The organism is Pseudomonas fluorescens (genome assembly GCF_001902145.1).
Classification (GTDB): Bacteria; Pseudomonadota; Gammaproteobacteria; order Pseudomonadales; family Pseudomonadaceae; genus Aquipseudomonas; species Aquipseudomonas fluorescens_BV.
In genome coordinates this window covers 1-18,760 of record NZ_MRST01000008.1, presented here as the reverse complement: position 1 = coordinate 18,760, position 18,760 = coordinate 1, and the positions used below count along the sequence as shown (strand labels likewise).

Here is an 18,760-nt window from a genome sequence, read left to right as displayed (position 1 = left end):
GCGCTATAAGAAGTTGTCGCTTGGCGGCAAGGCCGCGCTGAAAACTGTCCTTACAATCCCTGCATCGCCCGCCAGTTCCAGGCAGGCGTTCCTCTTCAGGAGACTACGATGTCCGTTGAGCAAGCCCCGGTGCAACGTGCCGATTTCGACCAGGTGATGGTGCCCAACTACGCACCTGCTGCCTTTATTCCTGTGCGTGGCCAAGGTTCGCGCGTGTGGGACCAGGCCGGTCGCGAGCTGATCGACTTTGCCGGCGGCATCGCGGTTAACGTATTGGGCCATGCGCACCCGGCGCTGGTCGGTGCATTGACCGAACAGGCCAACACGCTGTGGCATGTCTCGAACGTGTTCACCAATGAGCCGGCCCTGCGCCTGGCCCACAAGCTGATTGACGCCACCTTTGCCGAGCGTGTGTTCTTCTGCAACTCCGGCGCCGAAGCCAACGAGGCCGCCTTCAAGCTGGCCCGTCGCGTGGCGTTCGACCGTTTTGGCAGCGAGAAATACGAGATCATTGCCGCGCTGAACAGCTTCCACGGCCGTACCCTGTTCACCGTCAACGTCGGTGGCCAATCGAAGTACTCCGACGGTTTCGGGCCTAAAATCACCGGCATTACCCACGTTCCTTATAACGACCTGGCTGCGCTGAAAGCGGCTGTGTCGGACAAGACCTGCGCCGTGGTGCTGGAACCGATCCAGGGCGAAGGCGGCGTACTGCCAGCCGAACTGGCTTACCTGCAAGGCGCCCGCGAACTGTGCGACGCGAACGACGCGCTGCTGGTGTTCGACGAAGTGCAAACCGGCATGGGCCGTACCGGCCACCTGTTTGCCTATCAGCATTACGGCGTGACGCCAGACATCCTCACCAGCGCCAAGAGCCTGGGCGGCGGTTTCCCGATTGCGGCCATGCTCACCCGTGAAGCCTTGGCCAAGCATTTGGTGGTCGGCACCCACGGCACCACCTATGGCGGCAACCCGCTGGCGTGCGCGGTAGCCGAAGCGGTGATCGACGTGATCAACACCCCTGAGGTGCTGGCGGGTGTGAATGCCAAGCACCAGCTGTTCAAGGCGCGCCTGGAGCAGATCGGCAAGCAGTACGGCATCTTTACCCAAGTGCGTGGCATGGGCTTGTTGATCGGTTGCGTACTCAGTGATGCTTTCAAAGGCAAGGCCAAGGACGTGTTCAACGCGGCCGAAAAAGAGAACTTGATGATCCTGCAAGCCGGCCCCGACGTGGTGCGTTTTGCGCCGAGCCTGGTGGTGGAGGAAGCGGATATCAACGAAGGCCTGGATCGCTTCGAACGTGCAGTAAAAACACTTATCCAAGCCTGATTTGCTCTCTGTAGGAGCGAGCTTGCTCGCGAAAATCGTTAACGATGACGCGGGGCAGTTGATGCCCCGTGGTGTTCTTGGGGTCTTCGCGAGCAAGCTCGCTCCTACAGAGGTTGAGCCCCTCCCTGTTTTTTTATTCTGAGTTAAGGAGTGACACCATGCTGGTGATGCGCCCCGCGCAAATGGCTGATCTGGGCGAGGTACAGCGTCTGGCTGCGGACAGCCCGATTGGTGTCACCTCCTTGCCGGATGATGTGGAACGCCTGAGCGACAAGATCGCGGCCAGCGAAGCGTCCTTCGCGGCCGAGGTGAGTTTCAACGGTGAAGAGAGCTATTTCTTCGTGCTGGAAGACACCGAGACCGGCAAGCTCGCCGGCTGCTCGGCCATCGTGGCCTCGGCCGGTTACTCCGAGCCGTTCTATAGCTTTCGTAACGAAACCTTCGTGCACGCCTCCCGCGAGCTGAAGATCCACAACAAGATCCACGTGCTTTCCCAGTGCCACGACCTGACCGGCAACAGCCTGCTCACCAGTTTCTACGTGGTGCCGGAACTGGTCGGTTCGCCGTGGTCGGAGCTCAATTCCCGTGGCCGCCTGCTGTTTGTCGCCAGCCATCCCGAGCGCTTTGCCGACTCGGTGGTGACCGAGATCGTCGGCTACAGCGACGAGAACGGTGACTCGCCGTTCTGGGATGCCATTGGCCGCAACTTCTTCGACCTCAACTATGCCGCCGCCGAGCGCCTGTGCGGGCTGAAAAGCCGCACCTTCCTCGCCGAGCTGATGCCGCATTACCCAATCTATGTGCCGCTGTTGCCGGACGAAGCGCAAGAAGCCATGGGCCAGGTGCACCCACGTGCGCAAATCACCTTCGACATCCTCATGCGTGAAGGCTTCGAGACTGACCATTACATCGACATCTTCGACGGTGGCCCGACGCTGCACGCCCGGGTCTCGGGCATTCGCTCGATCGCCCAGAGCCGCGTGGTGCCGGTGAAGATCGGCGAGATGGTCAAGGGCGTTGGCCGCCAGTACCTGGTGAGCAACGCGCAGTTGCAGGATTACCGTGCGGTGATGCTGGAGCTGGACTACGCGCCCGGCAAACCGGTGACCCTGGACCTGGCGGCAGCCGAAGCGCTGGGTGTTGGCGAAGGCGCCAGTGTGCGCTTGGTTGCGGTTTAAAAAGAGAGTTTCGCGGGTGGCTGACAACAGCGGCCCGTTCGAGGAGATAGCATGATCGTTCGTCCCGTACGCAGCAGCGATTTACCGGCCCTGATAGACCTGGCGCGCAGCACTGGCACCGGTCTCACCACCTTGCCGGCCAACGAAGAGCGCCTGACCCACCGGGTGGGCTGGGCGGAAAAAACCTTTCGCGGCGAAGCCGGGCGCGGCGATGCCGACTACCTGTTCGTGCTGGAAAACGACGAAGGCCGCGTGGTGGGAATCTCCGCCATCGCTGGCGCCGTTGGCCTGCGCGAGCCGTGGTACAACTTCCGGGTTGGACTGACCGTCAGCGCGTCTCAGGAGCTGAGTATCTACCGTGAAATTCCGACGCTGTTCCTGGCTAACGACCTCACCGGTAATTCCGAATTGTGCTCGTTGTTCCTGCACGCCGATTACCGCAACGGCCTTAACGGTCGCATGTTGGCCAAGGCGCGCATGTTGTTTATCGCTGAGTTCCCGCAACTGTTCGGCAACAAGATTATTGCCGAGATGCGCGGTGTGTCCAACGACGCCGGGCGTTCGCCGTTCTGGGAGAGCCTGGGTCGGCACTTCTTCAAGATGGAGTTCAGCCAGGCCGACTATCTCACGGGTGTGGGCAACAAAGCATTTATCGCTGAGCTGATGCCCAAGTTTCCGTTGTACAGCTGCTTTCTCTCGGAAGATGCGCGCAATGTGATCGGCAAGGTCCACCCGGATACCGAGCCGGCCCTGAGCATGCTCAAGAGCGAAGGCTTCAGCTACCAGGGCTATGTGGATATTTTTGACGCCGGCCCGGCGGTGGAATGTGAAACCAGCAAGATCCGTGCGGTGCGCGACAGCCAGTCACTGGTGTTGGCCATCGGCACGCCGGGGGACGACGCCACGCCGTTCCTGATCCATAACCGCAAGCGCGAAGAATGCCGTATCACCGCCGCTCCAGCCCGACTGGCGGCAGGTACCCTGGTGGTCGATCCACAGACCGCCAAGCGCCTGCAACTGGTGGTGGGTGATCAAGTGCGTGCTGTTGCGTTGTCTGCTGCTCGGGAGTCGAAGTAATGAATTCGCTGTATATCGCAGGTAGCTGGCTGGCCGGCCAGGGTGAACTGTTTGAATCGCGTAACCCGGTGACCCAGCAGGTGCTGTGGGCCGGCAACGGCGCCACCGCTGAACAGGTCGAATCCGCCGTGCAGGCTGCACGCCAGGCATTCCCGGCATGGGCCAAGCGCCCGCTCGAAGAACGCATCAGCGTGCTGGAAACCTTCGCCGCCACGCTTAAACGGCGTGCCGATGAAATCGCCCGCTGCATTGGCGAAGAAACCGGCAAGCCACTGTGGGAGTCGGCCACTGAAGTCACCAGCATGGCCAACAAGATCGCGATCTCGGTGCAAAGTTACCGCGAGCGTACCGGCGAGAAGAGCGGCCCCTTGGGCGACGCCACCGCTGTGTTGCGCCACAAGCCCCACGGTGTGGTGGCGGTGTTCGGCCCATACAATTTCCCGGGGCACTTGCCGAATGGGCACATCGTCCCGGCGTTGCTGGCAGGTAATACCGTACTGTTCAAACCGAGCGAGCTGACCCCCAAGGTCGCCGAGCTGACCGTTCAGTGCTGGATCGAAGCCGGTTTGCCGGCGGGCGTGCTGAACCTGCTGCAAGGCGCGCGGGAAACCGGCATCGCGCTGGCGGCCAACCCAGGCATCGACGGCCTGTTTTTCACCGGTTCCAGCCGCACCGGCAACCACCTGCACCAGCAATTCTCCGGGCGCCCGGACAAGATCCTGGCCCTGGAAATGGGCGGTAATAATCCGTTGGTTGTGGACGAAGTCGCCGACGTGGATGCGGCGGTGTACACCATCATCCAGTCGGCGTTTATCTCGGCAGGCCAGCGTTGCACCTGTGCCCGTCGTTTGCTGGTACCGCAAGGTACTTGGGGCGATGCCTTGCTGGCGCGCCTGGTGGCGGTGAGTGCGAGCATTGAAGTGGGTGCTTTCGACCAGCAACCGGCGCCGTTCATGGGCTCGGTGATCTCCCTCGCTGCGGCCAAAGCCCTGATGCAAGCCCAGGAACTGATGTTGGCCAATGGCGCGGTGGCGCTGCTGGAGATGACCCAGCCTCAGGCTCAGGCCGCTTTGTTGACCCCTGGCATCATCGACGTAACCGGCGTGATGGAGCGTGAAGACGAAGAGTTGTTTGGCCCGCTGCTGCAGGTGATCCGCTATGCGGATTTTGCCGGCGCCATCGCTGAGGCCAACAACACCCAGTACGGCCTGGCCGCTGGCCTGTTGTCAGATTCCGAAGCGCGTTACCAGCAGTTCTGGCTGGAAAGCCGCGCCGGTATCGTCAACTGGAACAAGCAGTTGACCGGCGCTGCCAGTACCGCGCCGTTCGGTGGGGTCGGGGCTTCAGGTAACCATCGTGCTAGCGCCTATTATGCGGCGGATTATTGCGCGTACCCGGTGGCGTCGTTGGAAACGCCAAGCCTGATAGTCCCGGCAACGCTCACGCCAGGTATAACGCTGATCTAAATGTGGGAGCGGGCTTGCTCGCGAATGCGGTGTTTCATTCAACATTTGAAGTGACTGAACGACCGCTTTCGCGAGCAAGCCCGCTCCCACAATGGATCTGTGGTGTATTCAAGTGATTTGATGCCTATAAAAACAGATGTTCGTGGAGCCTCGCCGATGAAATCCTGTGAAGTCAATTTTGACGGTCTAGTGGGGCCGACCCATAACTACGGCGGTTTGTCCTTCGGCAACGTCGCGTCCCAAAGCAACAGCCAGCAGTCTTCCAACCCGAAGGAAGCGGCGTTGCAGGGCCTGCAGAAAATGAAAGCCCTGATGGACATGGGGTTTGTGCAAGGTGTGTTGGCGCCCCAGGAACGCCCGGATGTGGCCGCCTTGCGCAGCTTGGGTTTCAGCGGCACCGACGCCCAGGTGATCGAGCAGGCTGCCAGGCAGGCCATGCCGTTGCTGGTAGCCAGTTGCTCGGCATCCAGCATGTGGGTAGCCAACGCCGCCACCGTCAGCCCAAGCGCCGACACCGCAGACGGCCGTGTGCATTTCACTGCCGCCAACCTCAATTGCAAATACCACCGCAGCATCGAGCACCCCACCACCAGCCGCGTGCTGGGGGCGATGTTCGCCGATGGCAAGCATTTCGCTCACCACGCCGCCTTGCCTGCCGTGGCGCAGTTTGGCGATGAAGGCGCGGCCAACCACACGCGTTTCTGCCGTGAGTACGGTGAGGCGGGCGTCGAGTTTTTCGTGTTCGGCCGCAGTGCCTTCGACCCCCGTTACCCGGCCCCGCAGAAGTACCCGGCGCGCCAGACCCTCGAAGCCTCCCAGGCCGTTGCGCGCCTGCATGGCTTGAAGGATGGCGGCGTGGTCTACGCCCAGCAGAACCCGGCGGTGATCGATGCCGGTGTGTTCCACAACGATGTGATCGCGGTGGGCAACGGCGAAGTGCTGTTCTATCACGAGGATGCGTTTCTCAACACCGAACAGATGCTCGCCGAACTGCACGGCAAGTTGGGCAAACTGGGCGGCAACTTCCAGTCGGTGTGTGTGCCCCGTGCGCTGGTCAGTGTCGAGGACGCGGTGCGTTCCTACCTGTTCAACAGCCAGTTGCTGAGCCGTCCTGACGGTTCGATGCTGCTGATCGTACCGGAAGAGTGCCGCGCCAATGAGCGTGTGTGGCACTACCTGCAAGGCTTGACCGTTTCCGGCGGGCTGATCCGCGAAGTCAAGGTCTTCGACCTCAAGCAAAGCATGCAGAATGGCGGCGGGCCGGCGTGCCTGCGCCTGCGCGTGGCGTTGAACGAAACCGAGCTGGCGGCGGTGAACCCAGGGGTTATCATGACCGCGCCGTTGTACGAAACCCTCACCCAATGGGTGGGCAAGCACTACCGCGACAGCCTGCGCGAAACCGACCTGGCTGACCCACAATTGCTGCTCGAGTGCCGGACGGCACTGGATGAACTGACGCAAATCCTTAAACTGGGCTCGGTTTATCCTTTCCAGATCAATTAATGCCACACGGCTGAGATATTTTATTTATGACCGACACCCTGAAACTTATCCTTGAAGACACCGACGGCACCCAGCTGGAAACCTCCTGTACCCGCGTCGCCGTGGTCTGGCAGGGCAAGGAGATCTGGATCCAGCACGATGGCCGCGGCCAACTGCTGATTGGCGTGGACGTAGAAGAGGGCGACGCCGAGTACGCCAACCTGCTGATGCGCCCATTGGCCACCAACCTGATGAGCCTGCAACTGGAAATGGAACCGGCCGACGACGTTGAAGGTGATGACGACGATCACGTCCACGGCCCAGGCTGCAACCACTAAGGAAGCTGCTTATGCTCGCCCTTGGCAAACTGCTTGAACTGACCCTCGCCGGTCGTGAACCGGCGCAAAAAATTCAACTGACTGTCGACGGCGTGCAGATGCGCTGGCTCAGCGAAGGCGCGCTTGAAGTGCGCCCACCGCAGGCCGAGGACAATGGCAGCGACCTGCTGCTGTCGTCCGGCATCCATGGCAACGAAACCGCGCCGATCGAACTGCTCGACCGTCTGTTGCATGGCATCGCCCGCGGGGAGATCAAACCCCGCGCCCGTATTCTGTTCCTGTTCGGTAATACCGAGGCCATGCGCCGTGGTGAGCGTTACCTCGAACTGGACGTCAACCGGCTGTTTAACGGCCGTCATGAACAAAACATCGGCCCCGAAGCCATGCGCGCCGCCGAGCTTGAGCAATTGGCCCGCAGCTTCTTCAGCCTGCCTGACCGCTCGCGCCTGCATTACGACCTGCACACCGCGATTCGCGGATCGAAAATCGAGCAGTTCGCGTTGTACCCTTGGAAGGAAGGTCGACAGCATTCGCGCCGTGAGCTGGAGCGCTTGAACGCTGCCGGCATGCAGGCGGTGCTGCTGCAGAACAAAACCTCGATTACCTTCACCGCGTTTACCTATGAGCAACTCAACGCCGAGGCTTTCACCCTGGAGTTGGGCAAGGCTCGGCCATTCGGGCAGAACCAGGGGGTGAATGTTTCACGTCTGGAGCTGCGCCTGAAGCAGATCATCGAAGGCACTGAGCCTGAGACTGACAGCCTCGACGGTCTGAAGCTGTTCGCCGTGTCGCGCGAAGTGATCAAGCACAGCGACGCTTTCCTGATGCACCTGCCCGCAGATGTGGAAAACTTTTCGGAGTTGGAAAAGGGCTACCTGCTGGCCGAAGACGTGGCGAAGACCCGCTGGGTGATCGAGGAGGAGGGCGCCCGTATCATCTTCCCCAACCCTAAGGTGAAGAACGGCTTGCGAGCCGGGATATTGATCGTGCCAACCACGAATGCCGGCCTGGCCTGAGAGGCAAGGCTGGCTCGATCAAATGTGGGAGCTGACTTGCCTGCGATAGCATCACCTGGGTATCACTGATACACCCCAGGTGTCTGCATCGCAGGCAAGCCAGCTCCCACACTGGTTTGCGGTGAGGCTTGAATTTAGACCGCTACCGCACGCGGCTCGCTACGACGGATCGCCCGCACCTTGTGCAGTGTATCGGCGCAGGTACGCGCAGCTTCCTGACCCTTGTGCACGAAGTGCTCATAGAAGAACGTGGTGTGCTCGCTGCCGGCATGGAAGTGGTGCGGCGTCAGGGACACCGAGAACACCGGCACTTCAGTTTCCAACTGCACCTGCATCAGGCCGCTGACCACTGATTGCGCGACGAATTCGTGACGGTAGATGCCACCGTCCACCACCAGCGCGGCAGCGACGATCCCGGCGTAACGGCCGGTCTTGGCCAGCAACTTGGCGTGCAGGGGCATTTCAAAGGCGCCGCCGACTTCGAAGAAGTCAATGTCCGATTCCTGATAACCCTGGGCGATCATTTCGGCGAGGAAGCCTTTGCGCGATTGGTCGACAATATCCTTGTGCCAGCAGGCCTGGATAAACGCGACGCGCTCGCCGTGATGGTTTTTGCTTTTGCTGTCGATTGCGGTGGGTTGCATGTTCTGACTCCTGTTTAAGAAAAAAACAGGGCGTTATGAATCGAATGGGATTTAAGGGTACGCATGCGCAAACAGGCGCGCGGCCCTTAGGTGCCAATCCCGTTCTCTCTTCATCCGGACTATGACCGTCGGCCCCGGGATCACACCGGGTCTGCTGACCTTGTCGCCGTCCTGCATAAGCAGTTCGAGGCGCCAAGCGCTCGCGGGCTATGCACATTGCGTGCAATTACCGCCGGTGGGGAATTACACCCCGCCCTGAGAACGTTGCCACCAGAACCTTGGCGGCGGAGAGTTTTTAACATGGTTTTTCAAAAACTGCACGGCTGCTGTCTCGATAACTTATATCGGTTTGATTGGTTGGTATTCGAATGAATGCAATAGGGGCTTGATATTCCGTGGCTTTGCCCGCAGTAATCACACACAAAAGGACTTATCCACTCCGTTAGAGGCCCCTTTCATGACCGTGATCGACCTGCGCAGCGACACCGTGACCCAACCCACCCCCGGCATGCTCGACGCGATGGCCAGCGCCGTCAGCGGCGATGATGTTTACGGCGAAGACCCCAGCGTCAACCGCCTGGAGGCCGAGCTTGCCAAGCGCCTGGGCTTTGCCGCGGCGCTGTTCGTACCCACCGGCACCATGAGCAACCTGCTGGCGTTGATGGCTCACTGTGAGCGCGGCGAGGAATACATCGTCGGCCAGCAGGCCCATACCTACAAATACGAAGGCGGCGGTGCGGCTGTGCTGGGGTCGATCCAGCCGCAGCCTCTGGAGGTTCAGGCCGATGGCTCCCTTGATCTGAACCAGGTGCTTGAAGCCATCAAGCCCGACGACTTCCACTTCGCCCGCACGCGCCTGCTGGCGTTGGAAAACACCATGCAAGGCAAAGTGCTGCCGCTGGCTTACCTGGCCAAAGCCCGGGCATTCACCCGCGAGCATGGCTTGGCCTTGCACCTGGATGGCGCTCGCCTCTACAACGCGGCGGTCAAGCTGGGAGTGGAGGCGCGGGAAATTGCCCAGCATTTCGATTCGGTGTCGGTGTGCCTGTCCAAGGGCCTTGGCGCGCCGGTGGGTTCGGTGCTGTGCGGCTCGGCGGCGCTGATCGCCAAGGCTCGGCGCTTGCGCAAGATGGTCGGCGGCGGCATGCGCCAGGCCGGCTCCCTGGCGGCGGCGGGGTTGTATGCCCTGGATCATCAGGTGCAGCGCCTGGCTGACGACCATGCCAACGCCCAATGGCTGGGCGATGAGTTACGCAAGGCCGGCTACAGCGTCGAGCCGGTGCAGACCAATATGGTGTATGTGCAGGTAGGTGATCAGGCGCAGGCGCTGAAGGCCTTTGCGGCCGAGCGTGGGGTCAAGTTGAGCGCCGCGCCGCGCCTGCGCATGGTCACTCATCTGGACGTCAGCCGGGCGCAGATCGAGCAAGTGCTGCAGACATTCGTCGCGTTTTCGCAGAAATGACAGTGCAGACCGTCTAATTGACTGTTTCTATCACATAAACACGCTGTACCACCGGCAAAGGGCCGATATAATGCGGCCCTTTGCCGTCGCTCCGTCTGATGATGTTGCGCACTGGCCTTTGGCCGCAGCCTCCGTGGAAGAACCTAATGAAAAGCGCAGAAATCCGTGAAGCCTTCCTTCGCTTCTTCGAAGAGCAAGGTCACACCCGTGTAGCCTCCAGCTCCTTGATCCCAGGCAATGACCCCACCCTGCTGTTCACTAACGCGGGGATGAACCAGTTCAAGGACTGCTTCCTGGGCCAGGAAAAGCGCGCCTACACCCGCGCCACCAGCAGCCAGAAGTGCGTACGCGCCGGCGGCAAGAACAGCGACCTGGAAAACGTTGGCTATACCGCCCGTCACCACACTTTTTTCGAGATGCTGGGTAACTTCAGCTTCGGCGACTATTTCAAGAAAGACGCGATCACGTTCGCCTGGACCTTCCTCACCGGCGTGCTGAAGCTGCCCAAGGAAAAACTCTGGGTCACCGTGTACGCGACGGACGACGAAGCGTATGACATCTGGACCCAGGAAATCGGTGTACCTGCCGAGCGCATGATCCGTATCGGCGACAACAAAGGCGCGCCTTACGCATCCGATAACTTCTGGACAATGGGCGATACCGGCCCGTGCGGCCCGTGCACCGAGATTTTCTACGATCACGGCGACGATATCTGGGGTGGCCCGCCGGGCTCGCCGGAAGAAGACGGCGACCGTTACATCGAGATCTGGAACAACGTGTTCATGCAGTTCAACCGCACCGCCGATGGCGTGTTGCATCCGCTGCCGGCACCGTCGGTGGACACCGGCATGGGCCTGGAGCGGATCAGTGCGGTGATGCAGCACGTTCACTCCAACTACGAAATCGACCTGTTCACCAACCTGCTGAGCGCCTCGGCGGCGGCCATTGGTTGCGCCAATGAAGGCCAGTCTTCGCTCAAGGTAGTGTCGGACCACATCCGTTCCTGCGGTTTCCTGGTCGCCGACGGCGTGCTGCCGTCCAACGAAGGCCGTGGCTACGTGCTGCGTCGCATCATTCGTCGCGCGTGTCGTCACGGTAACAAGCTGGGCGCTACCGGCAGCTTCTTCTACAAGATCGTGGCGGCGCTGGTTGCCGAGATGGGCGATGCCTTCCCGGAACTCAAGCAACAGCAAAGCAACATCGAGCGGGTGCTCAAGGCTGAAGAGGAGCAGTTCTCCAAGACTCTGGAGCACGGCCTGAAGATTCTGGAACAGGACCTGGCTGAGCTCAAAGGCACCGTGGTGCCGGGTGATGTCGTGTTCAAGTTGTACGACACCTATGGTTTCCCGATGGACCTGACTGCCGACATCGCCCGCGAGCGCGATTTGACCGTCGACGAAGCCGGTTTTGAGCGGGAGATGGAAGCCCAGCGCGTGCGTGCGCGTTCTGCCAGTTCCTTTGGCCTGGACTACAACACCCTGGTCAAGGTTGACGTACCGACCGAGTTCACCGGCTACAAGGCGACTGCGGGCTCGGCCAAGATCGTCGCCATCTATAAAGACGGTAAGTCGGTCGACGTGTTGAGCGAAGGTGAAGAGGCGGTTGTGGTACTGGACCAGACGCCGTTCTATGCCGAGTCGGGTGGCCAGATTGGCGATTGCGGTTTCCTGAGCTCGACATCCGGTCGTTTTGATGTGCGCGACACCACCAAGACCGGCGGAGCTTTCCTGCATCACGGTGTGCTGGTGCTGGGTAACTTGACCGTGGGCGCACCGGTAGACACCCAGGTCGATGCCGACGTACGGCATGCCACGGCGTTGAACCACTCGGCCACTCACTTGCTGCACGCCGCGCTGCGCCAGGTACTGGGCGAGCACGTGCAGCAAAAAGGTTCGTTGGTGGACAGCCAGCGCCTGCGTTTTGACTTCAGCCACTTTGAAGCGATCAAGCCTGAGCAGATCAAGGCCCTGGAAGACATCGTCAACGCCGAGATTCGCAAGAACACCCCGGTTGAAACCGAAGAAACCGATATCGAGACCGCCAGGAACAAAGGCGCCATGGCGCTGTTTGGCGAGAAGTACGGCGACGAAGTCCGCGTACTGAGCATGGGCGGCAGCTTCTCGGTAGAACTCTGTGGTGGCATCCACGCCAACCGCACCGGCGATATCGGCCTGCTGAAGATCATCAGCGAAGGTGGTGTGGCCTCGGGTGTGCGTCGTATTGAAGCGGTAACCGGTGCTGCGGCCCTGGCTTACCTCAATGCAGCCGAAGAACAACTCAAGGAAGCGGCCGGCCTGGTCAAGGGCAGCCGCGACAACCTGATCGACAAGCTGTCCGCCGTGCTGGAGCGCAACCGAGCGCTGGAGAAACAGCTGGAGCAGTTGCAGGCCAAGGCTGCGAGCGCTGCGGGTGATGACTTGTCGGCAGCGGCGGTTGACGTCAAGGACGTAAAAGTCCTGGCGGCGCGCCTGGACGGCCAGGATGGCAAGGCGCTGTTGGCCTTGGTCGATCAGTTGAAGAACAAGCTCGGCCGCGCAGTGATCCTGCTCGGCAGTGTCCATGAGGATAAGGTCGTTCTGGTTGCCGGTGTAACCAAGGACCTGACTGGCCAACTCAAAGCCGGTGATTTGATGAAGCAAGCCGCTGCGACAGTGGGCGGCAAGGGCGGTGGTCGTCCGGACATGGCGCAAGGCGGTGGTGTCGATGCCGCAGCCCTGGACACGGCGCTGGCCTTGACCGTGCCATTTGTCGAGGCAGGTATTTAAGGCACTGTTAACCGGCCCGTGGTCTAGTCACGGGCTTGTTCAGTGCGGGTGGATTGGAAATTAGGCGCCCCTTTACGGGCTGAGGCGGCTTGGAAATGGCTTTGATCGTACAGAAATTTGGAGGCACCTCGGTCGGTTCTGTCGAAAGAATCGAGCAGGTCGCCGACAAGGTTAAGAAGTTCCGCGATGCTGGCGATGACCTGGTAGTGGTGCTGTCGGCCATGAGTGGCGAGACCAATCGCCTGATCGACCTGGCCAAGGCCGTCAGTGGGGATCAACAACCGCTGCCGCGTGAGCTGGATGTGATCGTCTCCACGGGCGAGCAGGTGACCATTGCACTGCTGGCCATGGCGCTGAACAAGCGTGGCGTGCCAGCGGTGTCCTACACTGGCAGCCAGGTGCGCATTCTTACAGACAGCGCGCACACCAAGGCGCGGATCCTGCAGATTGATGATCAGAAAATTCGTACTGATCTGAAAGCCGGGCGCGTGGTAGTTGTAGCGGGTTTCCAAGGCGTGGACGAGCACGGCAACATCACCACGCTGGGGCGTGGCGGTTCGGACACCACAGGTGTGGCCCTGGCGGCAGCGCTCAAGGCTGACGAATGCCAGATCTATACCGATGTGGATGGCGTCTATACCACTGATCCACGCGTTGTCTCCGTGGCTCAGCGTCTGGACAAGATCACCTTTGAAGAGATGCTGGAGATGGCCAGCCTGGGTTCCAAGGTGTTGCAGATTCGCGCGGTGGAGTTCGCCGGCAAGTACAACGTTCCGCTGCGCGTATTGCACAGCTTCAAAGAGGGTCCGGGCACCCTCATTACTATTGATGAAGAGGAATCCATGGAACAGCCGATCATTTCCGGCATCGCTTTCAACCGCGATGAAGCCAAGCTGACGATCCGTGGCGTGCCAGACACCCCCGGCGTGGCTTTCAAGATCCTCGGCCCTATCAGCGGCGCGAACATTGAAGTCGACATGATCGTGCAGAACGTTTCGCACGATAACACCACCGATTTCACCTTCACCGTGCACCGCAACGAGTACGATGCGGCGGAACGGATCCTGCAGAACACGGCGAAAGAAATTGGTGCCCGTGAAGTGGTGGGCGACACCAAGATTGCCAAGGTGTCGATCGTGGGCGTGGGCATGCGCTCTCATGCCGGCGTTGCCAGCCGCATGTTCGAGGCGTTGGCTAAGGAAAGCATCAATATCCAGATGATCTCCACCTCGGAAATCAAGGTCTCGGTAGTGATCGAAGAGAAGTACCTGGAACTGGCTGTACGCGCGCTGCATACCGCTTTTGAGCTGGACGCTCCGGCCCGACAGGGCGAGTGATGCGATACCAGGAAGGCGCGGCTTACCGCGCCTTTCATTTTTTTGTGGGGCGCATGTTCTTTTGCGTGGGCTCGACAATACTTAGGCGGTAGGGCTACGGCTTTTTGGTTGTAGGTCGAATGCCTTTTTTTTGCAGACTGTTGTTCCTGAACTGAAATGCGTGAGGTGAAAGGTATGCTGATTCTGACTCGTCGTTGCGCAGAAAGCCTGATTATCGGTGATGGCGAAATCACTGTGACCGTGCTCGGCGTCAAAGGCAATCAAGTACGTATTGGGGTTAACGCTCCGAAAGAGGTGGCGGTCCACCGCGAGGAAATCTACCTGCGGATCAAGAAAGAGAAGGACGAAGAACCAAGCCTTTAATTTTTATCGTTTTTTATGTTTGCAAACGGGGAGGAACGTGGTTAATATACGCCCCGTGTTGCGGAGAGCTGGCCGAGTGGCCGAAGGCGCTCCCCTGCTAAGGGAGTACACCTCAAAAGGGTGTCGGGGGTTCGAATCCCCCGTTCTCCGCCATTATTTGCTTAGTACGTTGCAATCTGGTTTTTTCGGTAAGTTGTTGAAAATACTCGAAAAAATAGCTTTACATAGAGATTGAACGGCCTATAATGCGCGGCAACAAATGCACTCGTAGCTCAGCTGGATAGAGTACTCGGCTACGAACCGAGCGGTCACAGGTTCGAATCCTGTCGAGTGCACCATTTAAGAGTTAGTTGCAGCGATGCAGGTAGCTTGGCTTCAACCAGTTGTGATCTGGTCTAAAAACACAATCTGCACTCGTAGCTCAGCTGGATAGAGTACTCGGCTACGAACCGAGCGGTCACAGGTTCGAATCCTGTCGAGTGCACCATACAAACAAAAAGCCCGCCTAGTGCGGGCTTTTTGCCGTCTGGCGTTTGTGTAGGTTTTATTTGGCACTCTCCTTTTTCTCCCTTCTCATGTGTTTTCCCCCGCGCCTGCGTCGTCGCAGTTCATAGATGCAGCCGATACTGAGCTTTGGCGTGCAAGCGCTTGTTCTTTCCAGTTTTTTAACGTTTAAAACGTCCGGGCGGTGTATCATGCGCCCGTCAGCCCCGCCGGGGCTTGTGGAATACCTCCATGGACTTACCCAGTAGTTACTCAGTACCTCGTTTTACCAATCATGAATTGACTGATTGATCCTTCCGGCGTGCCCCGCTGCTGGGAGTGGAGTTCGCCTATGACCGAAGTAGAAGTAAAGAAAACACAAGAAAGCCTGCAGGATCGTCTGGCTCAAGTTATCGAGCTGCTGCAGCGCCAGCGCGTGGTCGAAGACCTCACGCACCGCCAGGAAGGTCCGAACCACGACCGCGTCGAAAACCTGGTTCACCGGCAAAACCTCGTCGAGTTGCAGCGCAAGCTCGATGACCTGCACTCCGCCGACGTCGCCTATATTCTTGAAGCCTTGCCGCTGGATGATCGACTGACCCTGTGGCAGTTGGTCAAGGCTGATCGCGACGGTGACATCCTTCTGGAAGTATCGGACTCGGTGCGTGAAACGCTCATCGCCGACATGGATGACCACGAGCTCCTGGCTGCCGCCAAGGAGATGGATGCGGACGAACTTGCTGACCTAGCCCCTGAGCTGCCCCGTGATGTTGTCCATGAGTTGATGGAGGCGCTCGACACGCAGCAACGTGAGCGTGTGCGTTCCGCGCTGTCGTACGACGAGGATCAGGTCGGCGCCCTGATGGACTTCGAGATGGTCACCATCCGCGAAGACGTCAGCCTGGAAGTGGTGTTGCGTTACCTGCGCCGTCTCAAAGAATTGCCCGGCCACACCGACAAATTGTTTGTGGTGGACTATGAGGGCATCCTCAAAGGCGTTTTGCCGATCAAGCGCCTGCTGGTCAATGATCCGGAGAAGAAAGTTGCTGACCTGATGGCCAGCGATACCGTGAGCTTCCATCCGGACGAAGATGCCTACGACGCGGCCCAGGCATTTGAACGTTACGACTTGATCTCGGCCCCCGTCGTGGATAAGAACGGCAAATTGATCGGTCGTCTGACCATCGATGAAATCGTCGACTTGATCCGTGAGGAAAGTGAAACCGAAGTCCTCAACATGGCGGGTTTGCGTGAAGAGGAAGATATTTTTGCGTCGGTCTGGCGTTCACTGCATAACCGCTGGGCCTGGCTGGCTATCAATCTGATCACCGCGTTCATCGCTTCTCGCGTGATCGGACTGTTTGAAGGCTCCATCGAAAAGCTGGTGGCCTTGGCGGCGCTGATGCCGATTGTGGCGGGTATTGGCGGTAACTCCGGCAACCAGACCATTACTATGATCGTGCGCGCCATGGCGCTGGACCAGGTCAGTACCGCCAATTCCTCACGGCTGTTGCGCAAGGAGCTGGCTGTAGGCCTCATAAACGGATTGGTGTGGGGCGGCGTGATTGGTGTGGTGGCCTACTTGCTGTACGGCAGTTGGTCCCTGGGCGTGGTGATGACTGCTGCCATGACCCTTAACCTGTTGCTGGCGGCCTTGATGGGGGTATTGATCCCCATGACCCTGGCGCGTCTAGGTCGCGATCCCGCCATGGGTGCCAGTGTGATGATCACGGCCATGACTGACAGTGGTGGTTTCTTCATCTTCCTGGGTCTGGCAACGATCTTCCTGCTCTGACCCTTCCAGCGGGGGCAAACCTGCCCTCGCTTTGCTTCTTATTCCCAAACTCTACGCAAAAAAAAGCCAGCACATGGCTGGCTTCGGCTTTCAGGTGTCAATCAATTGGCTTCTGCGGCCGCCTCCACGTCGTGCGCGATCAGCGAGACGAGAGCATTTTGCTGGCGGTGGGAGAGCTGACGAAAACGCTGCAGCAGTTCGCGTTCGTGCAGTGACAGCTCGGGGCTGTCCAGGCGCATGCTCAACTCTTCACCCAAGGCACCTTCCTGAATAAGGCTTTGTTCCAGGCGTGCGATGATTTCGGAGTTCATGCTGCGGTGATGATTGCGAGCCACCTCGGCAATGCGTTCCCGCATTCCGTCTGGCAGACGTACGACGAATTTGTCAGCCGTACGGCTGGAATAAATTGCCTGTTTCAATGGGCGCATATATTTAACCGGTTAGTTCAGGGGAGCGGTTTCTGGAATTGGCCGCAAGATGAGTGTTAAGACAAGGCTCACGACCAAAGTTCAACCCGAATTGCAAAGAGGCCGCATCATGCCTCAGATTTGACATTTCATTGGCGTCAATTCTGTGACAAATATTGAACCGCCTACAGGCTTTATGCCAGTACTGATTTGCGTTTTTGCGGACTGGTTGGAAAAAATTCCCGCAGTTGCAGCGAAGCTCGTCAATCTTCGTCCATGGCTGCATGGCATCTGGGTTGAAGGGCGCCCGTCCTATAGTGATATGGCCTTTTGCCCTCAAGCTTAAGGTTAGTAGTTGTTCACCTATTTACGAGTGGCAGGCGACATAAGGTAGGGGGAAGGAGATGGGGAGGGGAGGTTTAGCGCAGGAGTGGATCGAATTTGATTCGGCGACCCTTGATGAGCATCAGTACCAGCAGGCTGCCCAGCACGGCGCTCGTAACGAAGGCTAGGGTTTGAGCTTGTTGTGATGTAGCTCCCAAGCCTAGCGCAACGGACATTAGGGTCAGACACAGAAACAACCAGGCAGATTTGGACATGAATGATGTTCTCAGAAAACCCAATGCTCTGCTGCTGGGACGGATTGGGTATTTTGCGTCAAGCGGGTGGGAGTTTGAGGGTTGGCGGTCATCAGTGCCAGTTGAGGGCGCTGTTGCAGATGGTGGGGAATGGCTTGGCTGATTTGCGCGCCGTCTTCAGTATTGGTCGGCTGAAAGTGAAACGTCACCACCGCGGCCAGTGCCACAGCGTTCAGTGCTAACAGAAGGGCGCTGTTCATAGTCGTAGTCTCCACGGTGCCTGGAACGATTGGTTTTGTGTTTATGCCTTTGCAGATGTCATGCCAATCTACTAGGTCAATAAAAACAATGGGTTAGGTTGAATTTTAGGGATTGCTAGGTTGCAGTTTGCAATGATGGCATATTGGTGTAGTGCAATTTGCACGATGGCCGTGAAAGCCTTGGCAGGCTGATGAGGCCTTGAATGCACCGCAAGGATCGGCCTACAGTCAAAATGCCAACGGACGACATGACAAAACCAGCCTCGGCCGTTAAGATGCATGCCGTCTGTCGCGAGCCCTTCTTGGTAAGCGTTTGGCATTTGTCCCAGTAGCTCAATTGGATAGAGCATCCCCCTCCTAAGGGGAAGGTTGGCCGTTCGAACCGGCCCTGGGACACCATCTCTGTTGAGCTTTCCCCTTCCGGTATTCGCCGTTCTCAAAAAACAGTCTTTCTCGTTCCTCGCTTTCGCAGGTCTCAGCCGGGCTTCTTTCGGTTGGAGTCGGGTGCATTTATGTGGGCGGGGATATTCACCCCCCCCCCAGGGCTATGCGCTTCTTCTTATATAGAAGAGGCGGCGAGGCCCCCCTGATTTTTATAGGCGAATGGGTGTTTCGCTTTTTTTAGGATAAGGGGTTGACGTTCATGGCGATCCCTGTAGAATTCGCCTCCCGCTTACGAGAGATCGCAAGCGCAAGTGGTTGAAGTTGTTGAAGAAATCTTCGAAAACTTCTGAAAATAACCACTTGACAGCAAATGAGGCTGCTGTAGAATGCGCGCCT

General features: G+C 58.8%; 16 protein-coding genes, 4 tRNA genes and 1 riboswitch. Of the genes, 16 read left to right on the top strand and 4 right to left on the bottom strand.

Annotated elements, in window-relative coordinates:
- The first annotated feature begins 108 nt into the window (after positions 1–108).
- From BUE92_RS00210 to astE, 7 genes are all read left to right on the top strand, one after another.
- Complete coding sequence (locus BUE92_RS00210; RefSeq protein ID WP_073521453.1) at positions 109–1,329, top strand: aspartate aminotransferase family protein; 1,221 nt, start codon at positions 109–111, stop codon at positions 1,327–1,329.
- Between the two features lie 158 nt (positions 1,330–1,487).
- The gene (gene aruF / locus BUE92_RS00205) at positions 1,488–2,507 is read left to right on the top strand and encodes an arginine/ornithine succinyltransferase subunit alpha (protein WP_003175655.1); all 1,020 of its coding nucleotides are present in this window, start codon (positions 1,488–1,490) and stop codon (positions 2,505–2,507) included.
- 51 nt (positions 2,508–2,558) lie between these two features.
- Entirely contained in the window at positions 2,559–3,584 is a 1,026-nt protein-coding gene (gene astA, locus BUE92_RS00200) for an arginine N-succinyltransferase (RefSeq protein ID WP_073521452.1), read from the top strand.
- A complete protein-coding gene (gene astD / locus BUE92_RS00195; protein ID WP_073521451.1) occupies positions 3,584–5,050 on the top strand; it encodes a succinylglutamate-semialdehyde dehydrogenase in 1,467 nt (488 codons plus the stop codon). The genes astA and astD overlap by 1 nt, the downstream gene beginning before the upstream one ends.
- A gap of 156 nt (positions 5,051–5,206) precedes the next feature.
- Complete coding sequence (gene astB / locus BUE92_RS00190; protein WP_073521450.1) at positions 5,207–6,553, top strand: N-succinylarginine dihydrolase; 1,347 nt, start codon at positions 5,207–5,209, stop codon at positions 6,551–6,553.
- Positions 6,554–6,579: 26 nt separating this feature from the next.
- The gene (locus BUE92_RS00185; protein ID WP_073521449.1) at positions 6,580–6,870 is read left to right on the top strand and encodes a topoisomerase II; all 291 of its coding nucleotides are present in this window, start codon (positions 6,580–6,582) and stop codon (positions 6,868–6,870) included.
- 11 nt (positions 6,871–6,881) lie between these two features.
- Positions 6,882–7,886: a succinylglutamate desuccinylase gene (gene astE / locus BUE92_RS00180; protein ID WP_073521448.1), complete on the top strand. Its 1,005-nt coding sequence runs from the start codon at positions 6,882–6,884 to the stop codon at positions 7,884–7,886.
- Positions 7,887–8,020: 134 nt separating this feature from the next.
- On the opposite strand, the gene BUE92_RS00175 is transcribed toward astE, so the two are convergent.
- Complete coding sequence (locus BUE92_RS00175) at positions 8,021–8,530, bottom strand: 6,7-dimethyl-8-ribityllumazine synthase (RefSeq protein ID WP_003193604.1); 510 nt, start codon at positions 8,528–8,530, stop codon at positions 8,021–8,023.
- 97 nt (positions 8,531–8,627) lie between these two features.
- A riboswitch (FMN riboswitch) is annotated at positions 8,628–8,797 on the bottom strand.
- A gap of 190 nt (positions 8,798–8,987) precedes the next feature.
- On the opposite strand from BUE92_RS00175, the gene ltaE reads away from it, so the two are divergent.
- The 8 genes from ltaE to mgtE all read left to right on the top strand — a co-directional run bounded on the left by ltaE (position 8,988) and on the right by mgtE (position 16,735).
- Positions 8,988–9,992, top strand: coding sequence for a low-specificity L-threonine aldolase (ltaE, locus tag BUE92_RS00170; RefSeq protein ID WP_073521447.1), 1,005 nt, complete (start codon positions 8,988–8,990; stop codon positions 9,990–9,992).
- Between the two features lie 146 nt (positions 9,993–10,138).
- On the top strand, positions 10,139–12,757 hold the full coding sequence (gene alaS, locus BUE92_RS00165; protein ID WP_073521446.1) for an alanine--tRNA ligase: 2,619 nt from the start codon (positions 10,139–10,141) through the stop codon (positions 12,755–12,757).
- 95 nt (positions 12,758–12,852) lie between these two features.
- Entirely contained in the window at positions 12,853–14,094 is a 1,242-nt protein-coding gene (locus tag BUE92_RS00160; protein WP_073521445.1) for an aspartate kinase, read from the top strand.
- 174 nt (positions 14,095–14,268) lie between these two features.
- Complete coding sequence (csrA, locus tag BUE92_RS00155; protein ID WP_003175645.1) at positions 14,269–14,457, top strand: carbon storage regulator CsrA; 189 nt, start codon at positions 14,269–14,271, stop codon at positions 14,455–14,457.
- Positions 14,458–14,519: 62 nt separating this feature from the next.
- Positions 14,520–14,610, top strand: a tRNA-Ser gene (locus tag BUE92_RS00150).
- A gap of 108 nt (positions 14,611–14,718) precedes the next feature.
- A tRNA-Arg gene (locus BUE92_RS00145) sits at positions 14,719–14,795 on the top strand.
- 72 nt (positions 14,796–14,867) lie between these two features.
- Positions 14,868–14,944, top strand: a tRNA-Arg gene (locus BUE92_RS00140).
- 348 nt (positions 14,945–15,292) lie between these two features.
- A complete protein-coding gene (gene mgtE / locus BUE92_RS00135) occupies positions 15,293–16,735 on the top strand; it encodes a magnesium transporter (RefSeq protein ID WP_003193593.1) in 1,443 nt (480 codons plus the stop codon).
- Positions 16,736–16,836: 101 nt separating this feature from the next.
- Here mgtE and BUE92_RS00130 read toward each other — a convergent pair whose 3' ends face one another.
- From BUE92_RS00130 to BUE92_RS00120, 3 genes are all read right to left on the bottom strand, one after another.
- Complete coding sequence (locus BUE92_RS00130; protein WP_003193592.1) at positions 16,837–17,163, bottom strand: Arc family DNA-binding protein; 327 nt, start codon at positions 17,161–17,163, stop codon at positions 16,837–16,839.
- A gap of 398 nt (positions 17,164–17,561) precedes the next feature.
- Positions 17,562–17,741, bottom strand: coding sequence for a PA3371 family protein (locus tag BUE92_RS28610; RefSeq protein WP_073521444.1), 180 nt, complete (start codon positions 17,739–17,741; stop codon positions 17,562–17,564).
- Positions 17,742–17,752: 11 nt separating this feature from the next.
- Positions 17,753–17,980, bottom strand: a complete 228-nt coding sequence (locus BUE92_RS00120) for a hypothetical protein (RefSeq protein WP_073521443.1) — start codon at positions 17,978–17,980, stop codon at positions 17,753–17,755.
- Between the two features lie 322 nt (positions 17,981–18,302).
- Here BUE92_RS00120 and BUE92_RS00110 point away from each other — a divergent pair.
- A tRNA-Arg gene (locus tag BUE92_RS00110) sits at positions 18,303–18,379 on the top strand.
- Positions 18,380–18,760 lie beyond the last annotated feature (381 nt).